This is a genomic window from Pseudomonas arvensis, from assembly GCF_056688935.1.
Map to the genome: position 1 here is coordinate 3,200,301 of NZ_CP162038.1, position 24,775 is coordinate 3,225,075.

Below are 24,775 nucleotides of genomic sequence, written 5' to 3' on the forward strand. Positions count from 1 at the left end.
ACATTTACGGATCAGACCGTTGATCGGCAGACCCCATTTAAAAAAATGGCGGCGCCCCCAACTTCTGCCTAAAACATCATACAACTACCGCCAAACCTGCCAGAAATTGAATACGCCCGCCCCGCCGCGAAATCACCCAAACATCCTGCGCCCCCCTACAAGCCACATATCCTGAGGCATTCCGTAAATCGTCGCTTGCCCCCTCGCTTGAAACACGCTACAAACCTACAACACGGTTGTACGATGACCATAAAAATAAATCGCCATTCCCGAAGATGGCACCCCTTGTCCGAGCCCTTACCATGACACCCCCTGCCCCCGCCCTTTTCCCCCGCCACGTCGCCGTAATGATCCTGCTCTGCATGGGCTGTGCCTTCGCCGGCAACCACATCGCCGCTCGCGTCGCCTTCGACGATGGCGCCGGTGTGCTCCTGGCCATTTTGCTGCGCTCTGGCGGCACGTTGTTGGTGCTCGGCGCGCTGGTGCTCTGGCAACGCCAGAGTGTGCGCCTGCCTTCGGGAGCATGGCGTTGGCAGTTGCTGTTGGGGCTACTCATTACCGCCCAAAGCCTCTGCCTTTACTCGGCCGTGGCCCGTGTGCCAGTCGCGCTGGCGTTGCTGGTGGCTAACGTTTTCCCGATTTTGCTGGCGCTGCTGACTTGGGCATTAGGCGGTCCACGCCCGACGGCGCGCACCGCGTTGCTGATGGGTTTGATTTTGGTGGGGTTGGTGTTTGTGCTGGACGTGCCGACTCGGCTCTCGGCCGACGCCGACATCGGCCCGCAATGGCTGCTGGGCGTTACCCTCGCCCTCTGCGCCGCCTTCGTGTTCGCTTGCGCGCTGTGGATCACCGATCACAAGTTGTCCCAGGTACGGGGTTCGGTGCGCAGCCTGCTGACGATCTTCATTGTGTTCAGCAGCGTGAACCTTGCTGGCTGGAGTGGCGCGCTTGCCAACGGCCTTAACCCGCCAGCGTCGCCGACCGGCTGGCTGGCGCTGGCGACATTGGTGGTGCTGTATGGCACCGGTTTTATCGTGCTGTTCATGTCGGTGCCGCGCCTGGATATGCCGCGCAATGCACCGGTCATGAACATTGAGCCGCTGGCGACGCTGCTGATGGGCTGGCTCGTGCTCGATCAAATGCTCAGCGCCGGGCAGGTGGCCGGCGGCGTCATTGTGGTGACGGGGATTGTGCTGCTGACGTATCGCAAGTCCGCCCAGCGTTCCGCCAAGGCCTGACGCGGGCCGGTCCCGGCGCGAAGAAGTCGCTGCTGACTACGCGCAGGCCTCTTTTGAACCCCGCCGCCCGCCCATCACCTCGGATAATCAGGCATCCCCCTGCGCACTCCGAGGCCTTCACCCATGACGAGCTCATCCACCGAACAGGTCAGCCCCCAAACCCTGAGAAAAGTCATCATCGCCGCCGGCATCGGTAACTTCGTCGAGTGGTTTGATTTCGCCGTCTACGGTTTCCTCGCCACGACCATCGCCCAACAATTTTTCCCCAGTGGGGACGCCAGCGCGGCGCTGCTCAAGACGTTTGCCGTGTTTGCCGTGGCCTTTGCCTTTCGGCCGTTGGGCGGGATTTTCTTCGGCATGCTGGGCGACCGCATCGGCCGCAAGCGTACCCTGGCGATGACGATTTTGCTGATGGCCGGCGCGACCACCTTGATTGGCCTGTTGCCCACTTATGCCGCCATCGGCGTCGCAGCGCCGATTCTGTTGTCGTTGATCCGCTGCGCCCAGGGTTTCTCTGCCGGGGGCGAATACGCCGGGGCCTGCGCCTATCTGATGGAGCATGCGCCGAGCGACAAACGCGCCTGGTATGGCAGTTTCGTGCCGGTGTCGACGTTCTCCGCGTTCGCCGCCGCCGCGGTGGTGGCGTACGCCCTGGAAGCGTCGTTGTCCGCCGAGGCGATGGGCAGCTGGGGCTGGCGCTTGCCGTTCCTGATCGCCGCGCCACTGGGTTTGGTGGGGCTGTATCTGCGTTGGAAACTGGATGAGACGCCGGCCTTCCAGGCCGTGAAGCAGGAACACGCGGTTGCCCACTCTCCACTCAAGGAAACCTTGCGCAACCACGGTGCGGCGATCTGCTGCCTGGGCGCGTTTGTGTCGCTGACGGCGTTGTCGTTTTATATGTTCACCACCTACTTTGCGACGTACCTGCAAGTGGCAGGCGGACTGAGTCGGGCGGTGGCGTTGCTGGTGTCGCTGATCGCGCTGATTTTCGCCGCGGCTATCTGCCCGCTGGCGGGGCTGTATTCGGACCGGGTCGGGCGTCGGGTCACTGTGATGACGGCCTGCGTGTTGCTGATGGTGGTGGTGTATCCATCGTTCCTGATGGCCAGTTCCGGGTCGTTCGCAGCATCGATTGTGGGGGTGATGCTGCTTGCGGTGGGTGCGGTGTTGTGTGGAGTGGTCACGGCGGCGTTGCTCTCGGAAACCTTTCCGACTCGGACGCGATATACCGCCTCGGCGATCACCTACAACATGGCCTATACAATTTTCGGCGGCACCGCGCCGCTGATGGCGACGTGGTTGATCAGCACCACGGGCAGCAACCTGTCACCGGCGTTTTATCTGATTGCGGTGGCCGTGTTGGCACTGGCAGGCGGGTTGGCGTTACCGGAGACGTCGAGGATCTCGCTGCATGATGTGGGTTCGGAAGAAAAACGCGCGGCGACGGTGCTTTCGCGTCAGGCCTAAAAAACGCTACAGGCTTGCCCGCGACGGCGGCGGGCAAGCCATAACAACAGAGCGCAGGCGCATCCTCAGCGCTTCACACACACAAACAACGCGTTCCCGGTCGTGCCAGCCCAAGGCGTAATCCGCTCATAGTCATGCTCAAAAACCTGCACTTCAAAATGCACCTGCAGCAATTGCTGCAACTCGACGAAACTCAGCGCGACCATAGCGTGCTCGTCCTGCCAAGCCTGCGTCACGCCCGCCGTGGTCTTCTCGATACTCAGGCGCAACGCCTGCTGCTCACCTGCCCCGCTGTAGTGCCAGCCGGAACCGAAAGTGAAGTGGCTGCCTTCCCACTCAACGCTATGGCGCACCAGCAAACGGTTGTCGATGTGCAGCTTGTCCACCGCGTTGAAGCAAAACACGCCGTTTTCAGCGAGCGCAGCGTGCACGCTGGCAAGGCAAGTGCGCAGTTGGGCCAGGCTGGCGTTGTAATGGGTCGAGTAGAGAAAGCAGGTGATCAGATCTTGCGCGTCGTCCACCTGAAAACCCGCCATGTCCTGGCAGCTGAACAGTGCCTCGGGGCAGCGCCGTTGGGCGAGGTCGAGCATCGGCTGGCTGATGTCCAGGCCGGCGCTGCGGTAGCCGAAGTCGAGGAAATGGCGCACGTGAGGGCCGGTACCGCAGGCCAGGTCCAGGTGCCGGCGTCCGCCATTGCCGAACAGTTGGTGCAGGCGGTGCACGCTGTGGCTTTGTGCGCGGTAGTCGATGTCGGCACACATCAGGTCGTAATAGATGGACAGGTCGGTGTACAGCGCATTGGAGGACATAGGTGGCCAGAGCGGTCGGCGGGAATTTCGCGGCGGCATGGTAACTCAGTCCAGCGCGAGAACCGCTACACTCGCACCTCAATCATCCGCCAAGGAGCATAGGTATCCACACAACTTCCGGTGAAGGCGGAATCTATGTCAAACGCGCTGTTGTGGTGAGCGGGCTTGCCCCGCGCTGGGCTGCGAAGCGGCCCCAAAACCGGCCAATGGGTTATGACTGAGAAAACGCGGCGCCTGAATTGGGGCCGCTTCGCAGCCCAGCGCGGGGCAAGCCCACTCACCACAGGGTTCTGTGTCAACCTTTAAGAGTTGTGTAGATACCTATGCCAAGGAGGCAACCATGGGCACGCGTGGGCAAGACCGACAGATCGACAATATCGAGTTCAACGAATTGGCGGTGTGGAGACGTCAACAATAAGCTGACGCTCAACCAAACAGAGGCAGGCCTGTGGCCTGCCTCTCTCTTTATCGTGCGTGGTAATCGGCCATCAACTTGTCCAAAAACAAAAACAGTTTCTGGTTCATTTCATCATATTCATTGGCCCGCAACACGGCGGGTTGCTGAACAAATCGCTGATCAACCAGCGTTCGCAATTGCACTTCAGATGCCTGGATCAACTGCTCCACGACATCTTGTGTGAGTTCCATATGGCATTGGAAGCCATAGACCAAAGGGGTGTATTCGACGATCTGACGCGGACAACCCTCACTTCGCGCGATGATTTTTGCATCCGGCGTGAGCCCTGGCATGTCGTTGTGCCAATGGCCGACGTCCAAGGTATCCCCAAAATGCGCGAACTTCGGATTCGCCAAGCCGTCCTGGCTCAGGTAAATCGGGAACTTGCCAATTTCCTTTTCGGGACTGTGGCTGAACGTCGCGCCCAGGGCTTCACCGATCAATTGCGCCCCCAGGCACACTCCAACCACAGCACGTCGGGCCGAAATGGCTTCATTAATGAGCGCACACTCGGCAACGGCATTGAAATGCGCACACTGCGCCTGCGTCGTTGCCGGATCTTGTGGGCCACCCAACACCACCAACAGGTCGAACGATGCTGCGCTGGCTGGCAGCGCATCCTGCAGGTACACGCGGGAATAAGTGGCTTGATAGCTGCGAGCTTTTACCCAGTCCTCAAATGCACCGGGGGCTTCGTAGGATTCATGCACCAAAAAATGGACTTTCAATTCTTCACCCTCAGATTCAACGAACGTCGCATGACCATCAGAACCAAGCCCTTACGGACCACCGACAAGGACACAAATGAATACCAATGACACTTTGTGTCACTGGCAAGATTCATCTGCATCAGCTCTCATGAATCCTTGCCGCCTTCACATCCAGCGCTACTGCTACGGCACATAAATATCGGTTTGCCATTGATCCTGCGGCGTCTCGGGGTAAATGCTCAGGTAGTCGAAAAACAGTGGCTGGTCGCGAAGCTCCTCGCCACAGGTACAGCGTCGCCCATGCGCCGAAAAAAGACAGCAAGCCGACCGCGCGGTTGCGACTCAACCAATACCGACCTACTGTTTCATGTCTGCCTTGCGTACCCAGGTGACGACATGCCCACACCTTCACGCCCCGCCGTACTCGAACTGATCGGCAACACGCCACTGGTTCGCGTCAGTCGCTTCGATACCGGCCCCTGCACGCTGTTCCTCAAGCTGGAGTCCCAGAACCCCGGCGGTTCCATCAAGGACCGCATTGGCCTGGCCATGATCGACGCCGCCGAACGCGACGGCCGCCTGGGCCCCGGCGGCACCATCATTGAGGCTACGGCCGGCAACACCGGCCTGGGCCTGGCGCTGGTGGGCCGGGCCAAGGGTTACCGCGTGGTACTGGTGGTGCCGGACAAGATGTCCACCGAAAAGGTGCTGCACCTCAAGGCCATGGGCGCCGAGGTGCATATCACCCGCTCCGATGTAGGCAAGGGCCATCCCGATTACTACCAGGACATCGCCGCACGCCTGGCCCAGGACATTCCCGGTTCATTCTTCGCCGACCAATTCAACAACCCGGCCAATCCCCAGGCCCACGAAAGCAGCACCGCGCCGGAGATCTGGGCGCAAACCCAGCACGACGTGGATGCAATCGTGGTCGGCGTCGGCTCGGCAGGCACGCTCACCGGCCTGACCCGTTTCTTCCAGCGCGTGCAACCGGAACTGGAGATGGTACTGGCCGATCCGGTGGGCTCGGTGATGGCCGAATACAGCCGCAGCGGGCAGTTGATCACCCCTGGGTCGTGGGCCGTGGAAGGTATCGGCGAGGACTTCATCCCGTCGATTGCCGACCTGTCCAGCGTGCGCCACGCCTATTCCATCAGTGATGAAGACAGCTTCGAACACGCCCGCCAACTGCTCAAGGCCGAGGGTATTCTCGGCGGTTCTTCCACCGGCACCCTGCTCGCCGCCGCGCTGCGCTATTGCCGTGAACAAACCACGCCCAAGCGCGTGGTCAGCTTTGTGTGCGACACCGGCACACGGTACCTGTCGAAGGTCTACAACGACCAATGGATGACCGACGCAGGCCTGCTGCACTACACCCACTACGGCGACCTGCGCGACCTGATCGCCCGCCGTTTCGAAGACGGCCGCGTGATCAGCGTGAGCCCCGACGACACCTTGCTCACCGCCTTCCAGCGCATGCGCCTGGCCGATGTGTCGCAACTGCCGGTGCTGGTCAACGGCCGTGAACTGGTGGGGGTGATCGACGAGTCCGACATCCTGCTGGGCCTGCACCACGACGCCGCGCACTTCACGATGATCGTCGCCAGCGCCATGACCGACCACCTGCAAACCCTGGCCCCCAGCGCCAGCCTGATCGAACTGCAAGCCGAACTGGATCGCGGCCTGGTCGCCATCATTGCCGACGCAGACGGCTTTTACGGCCTGATCACCCGCGTCGACCTGCTCAACCACCTGCGGAGATCCCTTGCATGAGCCAGCCCGATAAAAGCGCGTTTGCCACCCGTGTGATCCACGCCGGGCAATCCCCCGACCCCACCACCGGCGCACTGATGCCGCCGATCTACGCCAATTCGACCTACCTGCAAGACAGCCCCGGCGTGCACAAAGGCTTCGACTACGGCCGCTCCCACAACCCCACGCGATTCGCCCTGGAGCGTTGCGTGGCGGACCTTGAGGGCGGCAGCCAGGCGTTTGCCTTTGCATCTGGGCTGGCGGCGATTTCCACGGTGCTGGAACTGTTGGACGCGGGCGCGCATATCGTCTCCGGCAATGACCTGTATGGCGGCACCTTTCGGCTGTTCGACAAGGTGCGCCAACGCAGCGCCGGGCACCGTTTCAGCTTTGTGGATTTGAGTGATGTACCGGCGTTTGAAGCGTCGCTGCAAGACGATACGCGCATGGTCTGGGTCGAAACGCCGAGCAACCCGCTGTTGAGCCTCACTGACCTGGCCGCCATCGCACGCATCTGCCGGGCCCGCGGGATCATCTGCGTGGCCGACAACACCTTCGCCAGCCCATGGATCCAGCGCCCGCTGGAGTTGGGCGTTGATGTGGTGGTGCACTCCAGCACCAAATACCTCAATGGCCACTCCGATGTGATCGGCGGCATTGCCGTTGTCGGCGACAACCCCGAACTGGCTGAACGCCTGGGTTTTCTACAGAACTCAGTGGGCGCCATCGCCGGCCCCTTCGACGCCTTCCTGACCCTGCGCGGCGTGAAAACCCTGGCCCTGCGCATGGAGCGTCATTGCAGCAACGCCCTGGACCTGGCCACCTGGCTGGAACAGCAGCCGCAGGTGTCGCGGGTCTACTACCCCGGTCTTGCTTCTCACCCACAGCACGCCTTGGCCCGCCAGCAGATGCGCGGGTTCGGCGGGATGATTTCAGTGGACCTGAACAGCGACCTGGCTGGCGCCACACGCTTTCTGGAAAACGTGCAGATCTTCGCCCTGGCCGAAAGCCTGGGCGGCGTGGAAAGCCTGATCGAACATCCGGCGATCATGACCCATGCCAGCATCCCGGCGGCAACGCGGGCGCAGTTGGGCATTGGTGACGGGCTGGTGCGGCTGTCGGTGGGGGTTGAGGATGTGGAAGATCTGCGGGCGGATTTGGCGCAGGCGTTGGCCCGCATCTAACTGCGCCACCGGGTTTGTTTGGTGAGCGGGCTTCTTGTGGTGAGCAGGGTTCTTATGGCTGGCAGGGTTCCTTGGTGAGTGAGGTTCTGTGGTGAGCGGGCTTCTGTGGTGAGCGGGCTTGCCCCGCGCTGGGTGGCGAAGCCGCCCTAAAACCAGGCGACCGGGCCCTTGCTGATGCTACGCGGTGTTTGTTATTGGGGCTGCTTCGCAGCCCAGCGCGGGGCAAGCCCGCTCACCACAGAAGCCCACTTAGCACAGAAGCCTGCCCACCCTAAGGAGCCCACTTAGCACAGAAGCCTGCCCACCCTAAGGAGCCCACTTAGCACAGAAGCCTGCTCACCCTAAGGAGCCCACTTAGCACAGAAGCCTGCTCACCCCAAGAAGCCAGTGCGCCTGTGCACGCGATCAGTTCGACTTGATGTTCGCCCGTGCGCTGTGCAGCTTCTTGTAGCTCTCGATCAAGCGCAGATGCCGGTCCAGCCCTTCCAGCTTGATGCTGGTCGGCGTCAACCCATGGAACCGCACACTGCCATCGACCGAGCCGATCACTGCGTCCATCCGCTCATTGCCAAACATGCGGCGGAAGTTGGCTTCGTAGTCCGCCAGGTCCAGGTCGTCGTCCAGTTCCATCTCCAGCACCCCGTTCAGCGCCTGGTAGAACAGGCCACGGTCGGCGGTGTTGTCGTTGTACTGCAGGAACATCTCCACGCATTCCTTCGCCTCCTCGTACTGCTGCAAGGCCAGGAAGATCAGCAACTTCAACTCCAGGATGGTCAGTTGGCCCCACACAGTGTTGTCGTCAAACTCAATGCCGATCAGCGTGGTGATGTCGGTGTAGTCGTCCAGTTCGCTTTCGATCAGGCGCTCGACCAGCGCCTGCAATTCTTCTGTGTCCAGGCGATGCAGGTTGAGGATGTCCTCGCGGAAAAACAGCGCCTTGTTGGTGTTGTCCCAGATCAGGTCGTCCACCGGGTAGATTTCCGAGTAGTCCGGCACCAGGATGCGGCATGCGGTGGCGCCGAGGTGCTCGTACACCGCCATGTAGGCTTCTTTGCCCATGCCTTCCAGGATGCCGAACAAAGTCGCAGCCTCTTGGACGTTGGAGTCTTCGCCTTCGCCACTGAAGTCCCACTCGACAAATTCGTAGTCCGACTGTGCGCTGAAGAAGCGCCACGACACCACGCCACTGGAGTCGATGAAGTGCTCGACGAAGTTGTTCGGCTCCGTCACTGCCTGGCCTTCGAAGGTCGGTTGCGGCAAGTCGTTCAAGCCTTCGAAGCTGCGGCCTTGCAGCAGTTCGGTAAGGCTGCGCTCCAGCGCCACTTCCAGGCTCGGGTGGGCGCCGAACGAGGCGAACACACCGCCGGTACGCGGGTTCATCAAGGTCACGCACATCACCGGGAACTCGCCGCCCAAGGACGCATCCTTGACCAGCACCGGGAAGCCCTGGGCTTCCAGGCCTTCAATGCCCGCCACAATGCTCGGGTACTTGGCGAGCACGTCAGCTGGCACGTCCGGCAAAGCAAATTCGCCTTCGATGATTTCACGCTTGACCGCACGTTCGAAAATCTCCGACAGGCACTGCACCTGGGCTTCAGCCAGGGTATTGCCCGCGCTCATCCCGTTGCTGAGGTAGAGGTTTTCGATCAGGTTGGACGGGAAGTACACCACCTCGCCATCGGACTGGCGTACGAACGGCAGCGAAACAATGCCACGCGCTTCGTTGCCGGAGTTGGTGTCGAACAGGTGCGAACCGCGCAACTCGCCTTCGCGGTCGTAGACCTTGCGGCAGTAAGCGTCGAGGATCTCGGTTGGCAACTCGTCATTCGGGCCTGGCTGGAACCAGCGCTCATCCGGGTAATGCACGAACGGCGCGTTGGCCAGCTCCTCTCCCCAGAACTGATCGTTGTAGAAGAAGTTGCAGTTGAGCCGCTCGATGAATTCGCCCAATGCCGACGCCAGCGCGCCCTCCTTGGTCGCGCCCTTGCCGTTGGTGAAACACATCGGCGAATGCGCATCGCGGATATGCAGCGACCAGACGTTGGGCACGATATTGCGCCACGACGCAATCTCGATCTTCATGCCCAAGCCGGCAAGGATGCCGGACATGTTGGCGATGGTCTGCTCCAGCGGCAGGTCCTTGCCCGCGATGTAGGTGCCCTGCTCCGACAGACTGCTGGGCATCAACAAGGCCTGGGCGTCGGCGTCGAGGTTTTCCACCTCTTCGATCACAAACTCGGGCCCGGCCTGTACCACTTTTTTCACGGTGCAACGGTCGATGGAACGCAGGATGCCCTGGCGGTCCTTATCGGAGATATCCGCCGGCAATTCGACCTGGATCTTGAAGATCTGGTTATAGCGGTTTTCCGGGTCGACGATGTTGTTCTGGGACAGGCGAATATTGTCCGTGGGGATATTGCGGGTCTGGCAGTACAGCTTCACGAAGTACGCGGCGCACAGCGCCGACGATGCGAGGAAGTAATCGAATGGCCCCGGTGCCGAACCGTCGCCTTTATAGCGAATCGGTTGGTCGGCAATCACCGTGAAGTCATCGAACTTGGCTTCAAGCCGGAGGTTGTCGAGAAAGTTGACCTTGATTTCCATGGGGGCACACCAGAATAACGGGCTAAACAAAAATGGCCGCCATTATGGGGTTTTTCGTCGATTAATTTCAGGCTTTTGACCAATGGCTGGCGAAATAGCCAATGTGGATTAATCTTCTGCACGTTGGCGCCGATGGACTGTGTGCAACCAGGGAGTAGTCGGAATGCGCAACAACCAGCCCGTAACACAACGCGAGATTTCACTCGCGCCTTCACAAAAACTGATCTCTGCCACCGATACTCAGGGTGGCATCACTTATTGCAACGACGCCTTTGTCGAAATCAGCGGCTTTGAACGCGCCGATCTGATCGGCGCGCCGCAGAACATTGTGCGTCACCCCGATGTGCCGCCGGCGGTCTTTGCACACATGTGGGCTGCGCTCAAGCAAGGCCTGCCGTGGATGGGCATCGTCAAGAACCGCTCGAAAAACGGCGACCATTATTGGGTCAACGCCTACGTCACGCCGATCTTCGAAGGCAGCCGGGTGGTGGGTTTCGAGTCCGTGCGGGTCAAACCCACGGCCGATGAAATCCGCCGCGCCGAGGCGTTGTATCGACGTCTGGGCCAAGGCAAGACGGGTATTTCATCCATGAATGCCTGGGTGCCGGCACTGATGAGCTGCATCCCCTACGCAGCCACCGGTATCGCCGGCAGTCTGGCCGGGCTGTTCCTCAGCGCCCCGGTCGCCATTGCGGTGGCCGTTGCCGTCGCCGTGCCGGTGGGCGTGCTCTGCTCCCGCGTACGCCAAGGCAGCACATTGCGCCTGCTGGCGGGTGTCGAACCCTCGACATCGGATGCCTTGATCGCCCAGATGTACAGCGACGCGAGCGGCCCCCAGGCGCGCTTGGAAACCGCGTTCCTCAGCCAGAACGCCCGCCTGAAAACCTGCCTCACCCGCTTGCAGGACAGTGCCGAACAGCTCAGCGCCCTGGCCGGGCAATCGGATCAGCTGGCCACCGCCAGCTCCAAAGGCCTGGATCGCCAGCGCGTCGAGACCGAACAAGTCTCCGCCGCCGTTAACCAGATGGCGGCGACCACCCAGGAAGTCGCCAGCCATGTGCAGCGCACGGCCGACGCCACCCAACAAGCCAATGTGCTGACCGGCCGTGGCCGTGAAGTGGCGCGTGATACCCGCCTGGCCATTGAGCGGTTGTCTGCCGTGGTGGGCGAAACCGGCACCACCGTGGCGCAATTGGCCAAGGACAGTGACGAAATCGGCAGTGTGGTGGACGTGATCAAAGGCATCGCCGATCAAACCAACCTGCTGGCGCTCAACGCCGCGATTGAAGCTGCCCGCGCTGGCGAGCAGGGCCGTGGCTTTGCCGTGGTAGCCGATGAAGTGCGTCAACTGGCCCAGCGCACCTCCCAATCCACCACCCAGATCCACGCCCTGATCACTCAGTTGCAGGCATCGTCCAACAACGCCGTGCAAAGCATGGAAAACGGTCAACGCCAGGCCCAGGAAGGCGTGGCGTGGGTACTGGAAGCGGACCAGGCATTGGTCGGTATCAGCGAAGCAGTGTCCCACATCACCGACATGACCACCCAGATCGCCGCCGCCACCGAGGAGCAAAGCGCGGTCGCCGAGGAGATCAGCCGCAACATCACCACCATCGCCGAACTGGCCGACCAGACGTCGATGCAAGCCCATCAATCCACAGGTCTGAGCAAGGAGCTGACCAATACGGCGGCCACTCAATATGCGTTGGTAGAACGCTTTAATCGCTGAGTGAAGGCAAGCGGGCACCCTGTCACAAGGTGCCTACGGCCTGCGTAGCAGCTTGCGCTTGCCCGGTGAGGGTGAAGACGCAATCTACGGATTCCCCTGAGGCTGCTTGCGATACATCCCCGTGAAGTAATCCGCAAAGTCCGGCGCCGAGTTGTGGTTGATCACCGCGAAATTCTTCACCAGTTGAATGTGATACGGGCCGGCGCGACGAGTCGCCAAGGGCTCGCGCACGATGATCAGGTTTTCGGTTTCCATCGCCACCGAGTGGTGCGCGCTGACGATCACCTTGTCGGTGCCGGTTTCCTTGAGCGTCAAGGTGAACTCTGCCACTTCCCGGCCCTGGGCATCGCGGTCGGGGAGGATTTTCAGGTCCAGGTCGCCGTCGCGGTCGAGGAAGTCATTGCGCATCTGGTAGTGACCGTCGCGCTGATCGCGGGCGACTTCGTCGAACTTTTCGTACTCGGGCTCACGGTATTCGTCGTGCAACTGGATCGCTAGCTCTCGCTGGTCGCCCTTGGCGCTGCTGACCCAGGTACCGGTGTAATCCGATTTGATGCGCCAAATGCCGGTCTGATGGCCGTCATCGGTGTATTCATGCAGGTAAAGGAAGGACTCGTCAGCATACTCGCCGCGATCCCCCACCAACTTGATCGGCTTCCCGCTGCCGCTTTGGGTGTAGCGCAGCTCGCCAATCATCACCGCGCCCTGTTGCTGGTACCAGATTTCTACCGGGATTTTGCCATCCAGGGTGCCCACCAGCCGCTGTGCATCTTCATTGACCGGCCCTTCCAGCCTGGCGGTTTCCAGCCATTGGCCGTCCTTCCATTCGCCGGTGGTGCGCAGCATGTAGCCGCTGGGCATGCTGGTGTTGGCGTCATCGTCTGTCGCAGGCACTTCTTGCTGGGTATATGAGCTGAGTCGCACCAGTTCGCCGTTGCGCATTTGCCAGCGGCTCGCACGTGTCCAGCAGCAGCCACGGTCGGTCTGCGAATGGATAATGCCGTCCTTGGGGTTGACCGAGAACATGCCGCCGGAGGTTTCGTTGGCCAGCTCGGTCAAGGGGCCGTTCAGCACCCACTGCGTCTTTTGCGGGTCTTGCAGGTACACGTCGTAACTGGACTGGAAATCTTTATCCGCGCCGGTGCCGTTGCGGATCGCCAAGTCCTGGCGGCCGTCCTGATTGAAGTCGGCGAAGTACACCACGCCGTTCTCCCCCATCAAACGCCAGTCGACGGTTTTACCGTTCTGGTCCATCGGCACCTGGGCGTCCGGGGTCTGCAATTGCTGGAGGATTTCGAGGGTGGCTGCGTCGCGGAGGGTGACCAGTGCCCGCGCCAGGTACTGCAAGTCCTGCGGCACCTCGGGGAACAGCACTTCAACCAGGTACTTGCCGCTGGGGTCATTGACCGAGAACGAGCGGGGTTCGGCCATGACCGGAGCCGCCACGGCCATGGAGAGGAGCACAGCGCTGACAAGCGAACGCATGCAAAGCATCCTTGCTGAAATTCGGGGGCGGCAGTGTAGCGGTTGTCCGCGCATAAATCGCTGTTTGGATGTGCCCGTAGGCTGCTATGTTGCGGGCCTCACGCGCGAAGGGAGGTGCCATGGATTCGTTAAGCAACAACGCCGCATTGGTGATCATCGACATGCAGCAAGGCATCAACCAACCCGCGCTCGGGCGACGTAACAATCCGCATGCGGAGTTGCACATGCACCGTCTGCTCAGCGCCTGGCGGCAAGCCGGTAGACCCATCGTGCATGTGCGGCATATCTCCCGCTCACCGGGCTCCGTGTTCTGGCCGGGGCAACCGGGTTGTGAATTCCAGCCCGCACTGCAGCCCCAGGCGCATGAGCATGTGCTGGAGAAAAACGTACCGGATGCGTTCACAAACACCGGCCTGGAACGCTGGCTGCACACGCGAGCGATCAGGCAGTTGGTGATCGTCGGGGTCATCACCAACAACTCCGTCGAGGCCACGGCGCGCTCAGGCGGCAACCTGGGCTTTGATGTCATCGTGGCCGCCGACGCCTGCTACACGTTTGACCAAAGCGACTTGTCGGGGCGCCTGTGGCCAGCGGAGGATGTGCATGCGCTGTCACTGAGCAACCTGGCGATGGATTACGCCAAGGTGGTCGGGAGCGATGAGATACTGGCGTCGGCTTAGAACAATGCCGCGCTCACCAGCATGTCCAACAGAGACTCGGGGAATACCGTTTCTTGCGTCGATCGCAGTTCGTGCGCCGACCACCAATGGTGGTCGGCCATGACCTGTGTTTCCTCCACGGTCCAATCAGCGCTGGAAAGCGCTTCGCTTTGTGCGTGAACCACAAAATACTGTTCGACGGCGAGCACGGTTTCGCCAGTGGGGAGCATCATCGGGACACGGCGCTCGCCCACTAAGCCCGCCACGCTGCTGACCGTTATTCCAGTCTCCTCGCGCAGCTCACGGATGGCCGCGGCCTCAAAGGTTTCCCCCTGCTCAACCCCTCCGCCCGGGGTAGCCCAGTAGTTTTTCCCGGCCAGCGCGCCATCCTTATGCACGAACCTGAACAACAGCACGGTTTGGGAGGGGCTGATCACCAACAGTCGCGATGCCTGTCGTTCACGCATGGGATGTGCTCGCGTCCTGAAGCAAGCGCGCAATGGCCTGGCGCAACTCCCCGTGAAGCTCTTCTGCATAGGGAACCGCGCTCTTCCAGTCATAAAACCACGCGGGCATCCTGCGCTTGTCGTCGGGCTCCGAGGCGTAGCGCGGGAAGATATGGCAATGCAACTCGGGCTCGGAATTGCCGAGGATCTCGTAGTTCATGCGCAAGGCGTCAGTGGCCTGCAGCACGGCATCGCCGAGTCGCGCCATGTCCAGCAGGTAGGCGGCGCGGGCTTCGGTATCCAGGTCGTTCAAGCTCGCCACCACCGGATCAGGCAACAGCAGGCAGTAGCCCGGCAGAAACTGCACATCCCCCATCACAGCATAGCTATCTACACAACTCTCAAAGGCTTATACATAACTCTGTGGTGAGCGGGCTTGTCCCGCGCTGGGCTGCGCAGCAGCCCCAAAACCAGGCAACTTGGTTTTTCTGAAAAAACGCGGTGGCTTTGATGGGGCTGCTTCGCAGCCCAGCGCGGGACAAGCCCGCTCACCACAACAGCCCATTTGCCATAGATTCAGCATCCACTGGAAGTTGTGTAGATACCTATGGCTATCGGGGGCAAGCCCCCTTCCCACATTTAGACCCAGGTGTGTCAGCCCACGCCTACTTCCACCACTCCAGCATTCAACCGCACCGGCCACACCCGCAGGCGCTGATCCGGCGCCTCCAGGCACTGGCCGTCGTGCAAGCGGTAATGCTGCTTATAGATCGGCGCAGCCACCACCAGATCGCCCTTGATACTGCCGACCAAGCCGCGACCAATCACATTCGCTCCCGACTCCGGGTCATGGTTGTCGATGGCGAACAGCGTCTGTTCCTGCGCGCCCGGCAGGTAGAACAGCGCCACTTGCGCGCCGTCCAGCCACACCACCACGCCGGAATGGCACACCAGGTCAGTCTCGTTGCACACGCGTTTCCAGGTGGACTGGCTCATCAGGCAAGCTCCTCGATGACAGGAATCAGGTTGAGTTCAGCGGCCATGATCGGCCGGCGCTGGCCGCGTTCCTGGACAAAGTGGATGTCCGGATCCGGGCGTTTGTCGTTGACGAAGGTGCGGAAGCGCTTGAGTTTTTCCGGGTCTTTAAGGGCGTTGGCCCATTCGCATTCGTAGCGATCGACCACCAGTTGCATTTGCGCTTCCAGCTCGGCGCCCAGGCCCAGGCTGTCGTGCAGGATCACGTCCTTGAGGAAATCCAGGCCGCCTTCCAGGCTTTCGCGCCACACCGAGGTGCGCTGCAGTTTGTCGGCGGTGCGGATGTAGAACATCAGGAAACGGTCGATGTACTGGATCAGCGTGGCGTCATCGAGGTCGGTGGCAAACAGTTCGGCATGGCGCGGACGCATGCCGCCGTTACCGGCAATGTAGAGGTTCCAGCCCTTTTCGGTGGCAATCACGCCCACGTCTTTGCTCTGGGCTTCAGCGCATTCACGGGTGCAGCCGGACACCGCGAACTTGAGCTTGTGCGGCGAACGCAGGCCCTTGTAGCGGTCCTCGATCAGCAGCGCCATTTTCACGCTGTCCTGCACGCCGTAGCGGCACCAGGTGCTGCCCACGCAGGACTTGACCGTGCGCGTGGATTTGCCATACGCGTGCCCGGTCTCGAAGCCGGCCGCGATCAGCTCGGCCCAGATATCCGGCAGCTCATGCAGTTGCGCGCCAAACAGGTCGATGCGCTGGCCGCCGGTGATCTTGGTGTAGAGGTCGTATTTCTTCGCCACCTCGCCAATCACGATCAGCTTGTCGGCGGTAATCTCGCCGCCCGGAATCCGTGGCACCACCGAGTAGGTGCCGTTCTTCTGCATGTTGGCCATGAACGTGTCGTTGGTGTCCTGCAATGGCACCAGCGAGGCATCCATGATCGGCTGGTTCCAGCACGAAGCCAGGATCGAACCCACCGCCGGTTTGCACACGTCGCACCCGGTGTGGCCACGGCCGTGCTTGGCCAGCAGTTCTTCGAAGGTGATCACCCCTTCCACCCGCACCAGGGCATACAGTTCCTGGCGGGTATAGGCGAAGTGTTCGCACAGGCTCTTGTCGACGCTGACACCACGGGCGATCAGTTCGTGTTCAAACACCTGCTTGAGCAAGCCCGCGCAACCGCCGCAACCGGTGCAAGCCTTGGTCTGGGATTTGAGCAGGCCCAGGTCGCTGCAACCGCCGTCGATGGCCGAGCAGATCGCACCTTTGGTGACGTTGTGGCAGGAGCACACGGTGGCCGATTCGGGCAACGCGCCGGGGCCGAGGGTCGGTGCGCCGGCGGAGGACGGCAGGATCAGGCTGGCCGGTTCCGCCGGCAGCGCAATCGCGTTCTGCATGTATTGCAGCAAGGTGTCGTAGTAGCTGTTGTCACCCACCAGCACCGCACCGATCACATGCTTGCCCGATGCGTCCACCACCAGGCGCCGGTAGCTGGCGCTGGCCTCGTCGATAAACTGGTAGCTGCGCGCACCCGGCGTGTGGGCGTGGGCGTCGCCGATGGAGCCGACGTCCACGCCGAGCAGTTTGAGCTTGGTGGACATGTCGGCGCCGACAAACGGCTCGGCAGCCTGCGCGCACAACAGCGCGGCAACCCCACGGGCCATCTGGTAGCCCGGCGCGACCAGGCCGAACAGGCTGCCATTCCACGAGGCACACTCGCCAATCGCGTAGATGTGCGGGTCGCAGCTTTTGCATTCATCGTTGATCACCACGCCGCCGCGCGGGCCGATCTCCAGGCCAGCCTGGCGCGCCAGTGCATCCTGGGCGCGGATACCGGCTGAGAATACGATAAGGTCGGTTTCCAGAAATTCGTCGTTGGCAAAGTTCATGCGATAGCGGTACTGCTCGCCCGCGCTGATCGACTGCGTGGCACGGGACAGGTGCACACCGACGCCCAGCCGTTCGATCTGGGCCTTGAGCGCCAGGCCGCCAAAATCATCCAACTGCACTGGCATCAAGCGCGGCGCGAACTCCACCACATGGGCTTCCAGGCCGAGGCTTTTCAGGGCGTTCGCCGCTTCCAGGCCCAGCAAGCCACCGCCGACCACCACCCCGCGCCGGGCATTGGCTGCCGCAGCACGAATGGCATCAAGGTCTTGCAAGGTGCGATACACCAACCGCGAATCGCCTTCGGCGCCTTCAATCGGTGGCACAAACGGGTAGGAACCGGTCGCCAGGACCAAGCTGTCGTAGCCCACGCAGCCTTGCGCCGTGATCACCTCCCGGCGGGCGCGGTCGATTTCCAGCACCGGCACGCCCAGGTGCAAGGTCACACCCGGCGTCTGGTACAGCGACGCTTCGCAGAGGGCCAATGACTCGGCATCGCGGCCGGTGAAATACTCGGAGAGGTGCACACGGTCATAGGCGCGCATCGGCTCCTCACTGAACACATGCAGGTGGAAGTGCTCCAGCGCACCGCGCTCGATCAGTTGCTCCACGCAATGGTGACCGACCATGCCATTGCCAACGACGATCAGGGTTTTCATCGGTTTGTTCATATCAGCACCTGACAACATTCATCACGGTTTAAAAAGCAAAAAAAAACGCCTGAAACCTTGCGGTTCCAGGCGTCTTTGCCTGTTCTTATGCGGGATCGGTTCGGACGACTTCGCCGGATCCATCGCTTTATGCCCATGACCTTGAAGGGCCTGTCGATCGTCGTTGACCGAGTGGGGTTGAGGGGGAGCTTGCAGGCGGCGTGCCAATTGGCCGCAACCCAGCAGTCGCGGCTACGCCAGCCCTTCAACCCAGCAATACGCCCACGATTGCGCCTCCAACTGGTGCGCCCCGCATCATATAAGTGCGCATACCCGCCTCTGTGGCGAGGGAGCTTGCTCCCGCTGGAGTGCGCAGCGCTCCCAGGATTTTGGGGGCGCTTCGCAGCCCAGCGGGAGCAAGTTCCCTCGCCACAGTGGGTAAGCCACTTGAAATGCAAAGCTGGCGCGTGACTTGCTAGGAACACCTGCATCAAGCAGTCAACGCTGATTGCCCATTCACGACAAAGGCGCCGTGCACCCCCCGTTTCCAAACGGTGGGTTGCAGGGCGCTTTTTTGTTGGCGGGTAAAAAAGTTTCGAGGGTGACGGATGGCAAACCAAAGCGTACGCAGCGTGTGTCCTTATTGTGGCGTCGGCTGCGGCATCGTGATGCAAGTGGAAAACAATAAAGTGGTCAAGGTGATCGGCGACAAGGCCCACCCCACCAACTTCGGTCGCCTGTGCACCAAAGGCACTACGTGCGGCCAAGCCATCGCCGAGTCAGGCCGCATGGAGAATGCCTACTTGCGCGAAGAGCGCGATCACGACCCGGTGCGCATCGCCATGGACACCGCCATCAGCGAAACCGCCGGCCGTCTGCGCCATATCCTCGACCGCGATGGCCCCGATGCGCTGGCGTTCTACGTGTCCGGGCAAATGTCCCTGGAGGCGCAGTACCTCGTCAACAAGTTGGCCAAGGGCTTTGTGCGCACGCCGAACATCGAATCCAACTCGCGCCTGTGCATGGCCAGCGCGGGCAGCGGCTACAAGCTGTCCCTGGGCTCGGATGGGCCTCCGGGGTCCTACGAAGACTTTGACCGCGCCGACCTGTTCTTCGTGATCGGCGCCAACATGGCCGACTGTCACCCGATTCTGTTCCTGCGCATGATGGACCGGGTCAAGGCCGGGGCGAAGCTGATCGTGGTCGACCCCCGACGCAGCGCCACCGCCGACAAGGCCGACCTGTACCTGCCGATCAAGCCCGGCACCGACCTCGCCCTGCTCAATGGCCTGCTGTACCTGCTGGTTAAAAACGGCCACACCGACCCAGCCTTCATCGCCGCATTCACCGAAGGCTGGGAGGCCATGCCTGGCTTTCTTGAGGACTATTCGCCCGACCGCGTCGCCGTCCTCACCGGCCTGGCCGAAGCGGATATCCGCCAAGCCGCCGACTGGATCGGCCGGGCCGCCGAGTGGATGAGTTGCTGGACCATGGGCCTCAACCAAAGCACCCACGGCACCTGGAACACCAACGCCCTGTGCAACCTGCACCTGGCCACCGGCGCGATTTGCCGCCCCGGCAGCGGGCCGTTTTCCCTCACCGGCCAACCCAACGCCATGGGGGGCCGCGAAATGGGCTACATGGGCCCAGGTCTGCCGGGGCAACGCTCGGTGCTGGTCGAAGCCGACCGCGCATTTATCGAAGACCTCTGGCAAATCCCGCCTGACCACCTGCCGCGCCAGGCCGGCAACGGCACCGTGGCGATGTTCGAGCAGATGGCTGCCGGGCAGATCAAGGCGTGTTGGATCATCTGCACCAACCCGGTGGCCAGCGTGCCCAATCGCCAGATCGCCATCGATGGTTTGCGCACCGCCGAACTGGTGATCACCCAGGACGCCTACCTCGACACCGAGACCAACCGCTACGCCGATATCCTGCTGCCCGGCGCGCTGTGGGCCGAGGCTGAAGGGGTGATGATCAACTCCGAACGCAACCTGACCCTGATGCAAAAAGCTGTCGAGGCGCCCGGCGACACGTTGCCCGACTGGCAAATCATCGCTCGGGTTGCCTGTGAAATGGGCTTTGCCGACGCCTTCACCTATGCCAGCGCCGCCGAGGTATTCGAAGAAATCAAACGCGCCTGGAACCCCAAGACCGGCTACGACCTGCGCGGCGCCAGCCACGCACGCCTGCGTGAACAACCGCTGCAATGGCCCTGCGCTTCGGCGGATGGCGCGGACCGCAACCCGATCCGCTACCGCACCGCCGGCACGCTCACATTCGCCACTGACAGCGGCAAAGGCCAGTTCTTCCCGCGCCCCCATATGCCGCCTGCGGAAATGCCCGACGAGCGCTTCCCGTTCGTGCTCAACACCGGCCGCCTGCAGCACCAGTGGCACACCCTGACCAAGACCGGCAAGGTCGCCACCCTGAACAAACTCAACCCCGGCCCGTTCGTGGAAGTCCACCCCGACGATGCCAGGCGCCTGGGCCTCAAGGCCAAGGATCCGGTGGAGGTGCGCTCCCTGCGCGGGCGTGCCGTGCTGCCAGCGCTGATCACTGACCGCGTGCGTCCCGGCAACTGCTTTGCGCCCTTCCACTGGAACGATGTGTTTGGCGAGCACCTGGCGATCAACGCGGTGACCAACGATGCCGTCGACCCGATTTCCCTGCAGCCCGAGTTCAAGTGCTGCGCTGTCGCGCTGGCCCGAGTCGAGCTGATCGACCATCAGTTCCTTGATCAACCCGCTCCCCAAGATCTCCGAGAGGACTTCAGCATGTCGCGCCTCGACGCCTTCGCCGAACTCGCCGGTATCCGTAACGTACCGGCGCCGTTACTGAGCGACAGTGAACGCACCTACCTCGCCGGGTTCCTCAGCGGCCTGCACGCCAGTGCGGCGCGCCAGGACGCTGGCGTACCGGTAATGCCGGCGAGCGCGCCGCTGGCCAAGGATGCCCGCCTATGGCTGGACGGCTTGCTCGGCGGTTTGTTCAGCCGCGCAGACTCTGCGCCAGCAGCCGCCCCGGACGTCACGCTGTTGTGGGCGTCGCAGACCGGCAATGCCGAAGCCCTCGCCGAGCGCTTTGCCAAACGCCTGCGCGAAGCGGGCATCAGCGTAGAACTGAGCGCCATGGCGGACTTCCCCGCAAGCAAACTGGCCAGCATCCAGACCCTGGCCCTGATCAGCAGCACCTTTGGCGACGGCGATCCACCGGACAATGGCGAAGGGTTCTGGCACAGCCTCAGCACCGTCGAGACGCGCCTTGAGTCTCTGCGGTTTGCGGTGCTCGCCTTGGGCGATCCGAATTACGACCAGTTCTGCAAGCACGGCAAAAGGCTTGACCAGCGCCTGCTGGAACTGGGCGCCACTCGCCTGCTGGAACGTGTCGACTGCGACACCGAATTCGAAGAACCCGCCGATGCCTGGCTGACCCGATTCCAGCAAACCCTCAACCCGGCCAAGCCCGTCGCAGCGGCGGCCACCCCGGCCGGCAAAACCAAACTGCACCCGTCACGCCTGCTGCTCAACCGGCACCTGAACCCCCACAGCGCCCACAAGGAAACCCGCCAGTTCGCCCTGGACCTGACGGGCTCCGGCCTGACCTACGAAGCCGGTGATGCCCTCGGCGTGCGGCCGCGCAACTGCCCGGACCTGGTGAGCGAACTGCTTGAGCTGACCCAACTGAGCGCAGGCGCTTCGGTGAACATCGAGACGTTCGGTGACGTGTCGCTGCAACAAGCCCTGACCCAGCACTTCGAAATCGCCCGCCCCGGCAACGAGACCCTGGCCTTTATTGCCGAACGCAGCGCCAATCCAGGCCTGGAGCAACTGCTGCGACCCGAGCACAAGGCCGAACTCAAAGACTGGCTATGGGGCCGACAGCTCACGGATGTGCTGCAGGAATACCCCATCGACTGCTCGGCGGACGAACTGCTCGGTACCCTCAAGCGCCTGCAACCGCGGCTGTATTCGATTGCCTCCAGCGCCAAGGCCCATCCCCAGGAAGTCCACCTCACCGTGGCGGCGGTGCGATACGGCAAACGCAAAGGTGTGTCCTCGACCTTCCTCGCCGACCGTGTCGGCGACGGCGAAGTGCCGGTGTTTGTGCAGCCGTCCAAACACTTCCGCACGCCCAGGGACGGCGACGTGCCAATGATCATGATCGGTCCCGGCACTGGGGTGGCGCCGTTTCGCGCGTTCTTGCAGGAGCGTCGGGCCATGGGGCATCAGGGCCGTAACTGGCTGTTTTTTGGCGAGCAGTACGCCGCCAGCGACTTCTACTACCAGGACGAACTGCAAGGCATGCAGCGCGATGGCCTGCTCACTCACCTGAGCCTGGCGTTTTCCCGTGACCAGGCGCAGAAGATCTACGTGCAGGACCGCATTCGCGAACAGGGCGCCGAGCTGTGGCGCTGGTTGCAGGACGGCGCCAGGCTGTACATCTGCGGCGACGCCAGCCATATGGCCAAGGATGTGGACCAGGCGTTGCGCCAAGTGGCGCACACCCACGGTGGGCTGGGCGTGGAGGACGCCGTGGAGTACTGGCGCCAACTGAGCGAGCAGAAGCGTTACTTGCGTGATGTCTACTGATTGGATACAGAACAATCGTCAATTGTATTGTGTACAAAAAACCCTAAAGATTTGCTGAGTACGGGCCGAAACAGCATTGATAGCAAATCGCCGCACTGTTATTACAGCGTGCGGCGGTTTGACCACCCTCTGCGCTGATGGTCGTCTCGATGAAAATAAAAAATAAGCTTGTCCTGGCATTTGTCTCTGTCGCGTTTATCCCCGTCAGCCTGGTGGCCGTGATCTCTGTCATGAACACGCGAACCCAGGCGGTTGAACAGTTCATTGATGGCAGCACCCGGGAAATCCGCCAGATCGATGGCAATATCCGCCAGTTCTTCGACGGCACGCTGCAGAACGTCGATCAAATGGCTACGGATCCTGTATACACCTCCATCAACACCTTGAAGAATTACCAACCCGCGGATGCGCCCAGCCAACCGATGCCTGCGGCCGCGCAAACCGTGATCGACCGTTTCGCCCGCTTTGGCGCCACCCACCCGGCGGCGGCCATCCTGTCCATCGGCCTGGAAGACGGCACCTACGTCAAATGGCCGGATGACCCGCAACTGGCCAAATACGACCCGCGCACGCGCCCTTGGTACAAAGCGGCGATGGCCAGCCCCGGCAAGACCGTGCGCACCCCGGCTTACTATTACGACAAAGACGACGTGGCCCTGGTGGGCACTGCGCGGGCATTGCTCGACAACGCGGGCAAAGCCAAAGGCGTGTTCGTGGTCAGCGTGTCGCTGAAGAACCTCACCGAGTTGGTCAAGAGCATCAAGCTCGGCGAAAGCGGCTACGTGATGCTGATCGAGGACGGTGTGGTGCTGGTGGACCCGCGTGACGCCGGCCACAGCTTCAAGCCGCTCAAGGATTTGGGCGACGCCTATGCCCACCTTGCCCAAACGCCTCAAGGCTCCACCGAAGTAGAGATCGGCGGTGTGCGCTACATGGCCAACGTGTGGACCTCCCCCGGCCTGGGCTGGCGCTACATCGGGCTGATCGAACACAACGAAGTGATGGCCGAAGCCACACGCATGACCTACCTCACCGCCGCCATCGTCGGCGTGCTGGTGCTGGTCTTCGGCTTGCTCGCGGCAGCGTTTTCCAAGGTGATCGTCAAGCCCATCGGCCAGGTCAGCAGCGGCTTGCAATCCATCGCCGAGGGCGAAGGCGACCTGCGCCACGCGCTGCAGGTGCAGGGCAAGGACGAAACCGCCGAGTTGGCGGGCTGGTTCAACAAGTTTCTGGCGGCCATCCGCCAACTGATCCAGCACATCGGCGCAGCCTCGGCCAATTTGCAGAACGCCTCCAAGGTCAACAGCGAAGTGGCGCACAACATGAACGAAGCCGCCGGGCGTCAGCGTGAGGCGGTGGAGTTGGTGTCCACCGCGTTCAACGAAATGGTCGCCACCGCCAACGAAGTGGCGCGCTCGTGCAGCGGGGCGGCGGAGTCCGCCGAGAACGGCCACCGCCGCGTGGCCGAGGGCAAGCAGCAGATTGAAGTGACCACCGACAACGTCAACCGCCTGGGCCGCCGCCTGACCGAATCGTCCCAGGCCATGGTCGAACTGGAAGCCGGCAGCCGCAGCATCAACCAGATTCTCGGCACCATCCGCGCCATTGCCGAACAGACCAACCTGCTGGCGCTCAACGCCGCCATCGAAGCGGCCCGCGCCGGTGATCAGGGCCGCGGTTTTGCGGTGGTGGCCGATGAAGTGCGCGCACTGGCCAAGCGCACCTCGGACTCCACCGGCGAAATCGAACACCTGCTCGGCACCCTGGAAAACAAGACCCAGGAAGTCACGCAAAAAATGGGCAGTTGCCTGGACCTGTCACGGGCCAGTGTGTCGTCCATCGAGAGCGCGCGGGACAGCTTTGAAGGCATCCAGTTGTCGGTCAACGAGATCCGCGACCAGAACCTGCAAATCTCCGCCGCCGCCGAGGAACAACACAGCGTCGCCGAAGAGATCAACCGGCATATCCAGCAGATCTACGACGAAGCGCGGCTGGTGGAAAGCCTGGCCAACTCGGCGCAGGACGACTCGGGGCGGTTGTCGGAGTTGTCGAGCGAGCTCAATGGGTTGGTGGGGCGCTTCAAGTCCTGACTTTCGGCAAGCGCAGCTGTAGGCGCTGGCGTGTG

Annotated in this window: 15 protein-coding genes and 4 pseudogenes; 10 read left to right on the top strand and 9 right to left on the bottom strand. The window is 62.0% G+C overall.

Annotated features, from left to right (window positions below):
• The first annotated feature begins 302 nt into the window (after positions 1–302).
• A complete protein-coding gene (locus AB3G88_RS14270) occupies positions 303–1,238 on the top strand; it encodes an EamA family transporter (RefSeq protein WP_099585313.1) in 936 nt (311 codons plus the stop codon).
• A 123-nt stretch (positions 1,239–1,361) separates the two neighbouring features.
• Entirely contained in the window at positions 1,362–2,705 is a 1,344-nt protein-coding gene (locus AB3G88_RS14275; protein WP_099585314.1) for an MFS transporter, read from the top strand.
• Between the two features lie 65 nt (positions 2,706–2,770).
• Here AB3G88_RS14275 and AB3G88_RS14280 read toward each other — a convergent pair whose 3' ends face one another.
• The 3 genes and pseudogenes from AB3G88_RS14280 to AB3G88_RS14290 form a co-directional block, all read right to left on the bottom strand.
• Positions 2,771–3,514: a class I SAM-dependent DNA methyltransferase gene (locus AB3G88_RS14280; RefSeq protein WP_191959021.1), complete on the bottom strand. Its 744-nt coding sequence runs from the start codon at positions 3,512–3,514 to the stop codon at positions 2,771–2,773.
• A gap of 465 nt (positions 3,515–3,979) precedes the next feature.
• Entirely contained in the window at positions 3,980–4,699 is a 720-nt protein-coding gene (locus AB3G88_RS14285) for a glutamine amidotransferase-related protein (RefSeq protein ID WP_480450300.1), read from the bottom strand.
• Between the two features lie 165 nt (positions 4,700–4,864).
• A pseudogene (locus tag AB3G88_RS14290) lies at positions 4,865–4,963 on the bottom strand (AraC family transcriptional regulator); the annotation flags it as partial.
• A 114-nt stretch (positions 4,964–5,077) separates the two neighbouring features.
• Here AB3G88_RS14290 and AB3G88_RS14295 point away from each other — a divergent pair.
• Both AB3G88_RS14295 and AB3G88_RS14300 read left to right on the top strand, forming a co-directional pair.
• Positions 5,078–6,454, top strand: a complete 1,377-nt coding sequence (locus AB3G88_RS14295) for a pyridoxal-phosphate dependent enzyme (RefSeq protein WP_480450302.1) — start codon at positions 5,078–5,080, stop codon at positions 6,452–6,454.
• Complete coding sequence (locus AB3G88_RS14300; RefSeq protein ID WP_191946172.1) at positions 6,451–7,617, top strand: cystathionine gamma-synthase; 1,167 nt, start codon at positions 6,451–6,453, stop codon at positions 7,615–7,617. The genes AB3G88_RS14295 and AB3G88_RS14300 overlap by 4 nt, the downstream gene beginning before the upstream one ends.
• Positions 7,618–8,022: 405 nt before the next feature.
• On the opposite strand, the gene AB3G88_RS14305 is transcribed toward AB3G88_RS14300, so the two are convergent.
• The gene (locus tag AB3G88_RS14305; protein WP_250925170.1) at positions 8,023–10,221 is read right to left on the bottom strand and encodes an OsmC domain/YcaO domain-containing protein; all 2,199 of its coding nucleotides are present in this window, start codon (positions 10,219–10,221) and stop codon (positions 8,023–8,025) included.
• 163 nt (positions 10,222–10,384) lie between these two features.
• Here AB3G88_RS14305 and AB3G88_RS14310 point away from each other — a divergent pair.
• Positions 10,385–10,657 (top strand): annotated as a pseudogene (locus tag AB3G88_RS14310) (PAS domain-containing protein); the annotation flags it as partial.
• A 177-nt stretch (positions 10,658–10,834) separates the two neighbouring features.
• Positions 10,835–11,950: a methyl-accepting chemotaxis protein gene (locus AB3G88_RS14315; protein WP_371926526.1), complete on the top strand. Its 1,116-nt coding sequence runs from the start codon at positions 10,835–10,837 to the stop codon at positions 11,948–11,950.
• Between the two features lie 84 nt (positions 11,951–12,034).
• On the opposite strand, the gene AB3G88_RS14320 is transcribed toward AB3G88_RS14315, so the two are convergent.
• Entirely contained in the window at positions 12,035–13,435 is a 1,401-nt protein-coding gene (locus AB3G88_RS14320) for an XAC2610-related protein (protein ID WP_480450305.1), read from the bottom strand.
• Between the two features lie 119 nt (positions 13,436–13,554).
• Here AB3G88_RS14320 and AB3G88_RS14325 point away from each other — a divergent pair, with 119 nt between their 5' ends.
• Positions 13,555–14,115: a cysteine hydrolase family protein gene (locus AB3G88_RS14325; RefSeq protein ID WP_480450307.1), complete on the top strand. Its 561-nt coding sequence runs from the start codon at positions 13,555–13,557 to the stop codon at positions 14,113–14,115.
• On the opposite strand, the gene AB3G88_RS14330 is transcribed toward AB3G88_RS14325, so the two are convergent.
• The 4 genes and pseudogenes from AB3G88_RS14330 to nirB all read right to left on the bottom strand — a co-directional run bounded on the left by AB3G88_RS14330 (position 14,112) and on the right by nirB (position 18,079).
• Positions 14,112–14,561: an NUDIX hydrolase gene (locus tag AB3G88_RS14330; protein WP_480450309.1), complete on the bottom strand. Its 450-nt coding sequence runs from the start codon at positions 14,559–14,561 to the stop codon at positions 14,112–14,114. The genes AB3G88_RS14325 and AB3G88_RS14330 overlap by 4 nt on opposite strands.
• Positions 14,554–14,925 (bottom strand): annotated as a pseudogene (locus AB3G88_RS14335) (HIT family protein); the annotation flags it as partial. The pseudogene AB3G88_RS14335 and the gene AB3G88_RS14330, both read right to left, overlap by 8 nt.
• Positions 14,926–15,194: 269 nt before the next feature.
• Positions 15,195–15,536, bottom strand: a complete 342-nt coding sequence (nirD, locus tag AB3G88_RS14340) for a nitrite reductase small subunit NirD (protein ID WP_480450311.1) — start codon at positions 15,534–15,536, stop codon at positions 15,195–15,197.
• A complete protein-coding gene (gene nirB / locus AB3G88_RS14345; RefSeq protein ID WP_112195548.1) occupies positions 15,536–18,079 on the bottom strand; it encodes a nitrite reductase large subunit NirB in 2,544 nt (847 codons plus the stop codon). The genes nirD and nirB overlap by 1 nt, the downstream gene beginning before the upstream one ends.
• Before the next feature lie 587 nt (positions 18,080–18,666).
• Here nirB and AB3G88_RS14350 point away from each other — a divergent pair.
• The 3 genes and pseudogenes from AB3G88_RS14350 (at position 18,667) to AB3G88_RS14360 (ending at position 24,740) form a co-directional block, all read left to right on the top strand.
• Positions 18,667–22,650 carry a bifunctional nitrate reductase/sulfite reductase flavoprotein subunit alpha gene (locus AB3G88_RS14350; RefSeq protein WP_480450314.1) on the top strand — a complete coding sequence of 1,328 codons (3,984 nt, stop codon included), beginning with the start codon at positions 18,667–18,669 and terminating at the stop codon, positions 22,648–22,650.
• Positions 22,651–22,880: 230 nt separating this feature from the next.
• A pseudogene (locus tag AB3G88_RS14355) lies at positions 22,881–23,885 on the top strand (cache domain-containing protein); the annotation flags it as partial.
• An 87-nt stretch (positions 23,886–23,972) separates the two neighbouring features.
• Positions 23,973–24,740, top strand: a complete 768-nt coding sequence (locus AB3G88_RS14360) for a methyl-accepting chemotaxis protein (protein WP_371926551.1) — start codon at positions 23,973–23,975, stop codon at positions 24,738–24,740.
• Positions 24,741–24,775: the final 35 nt, after the last annotated feature.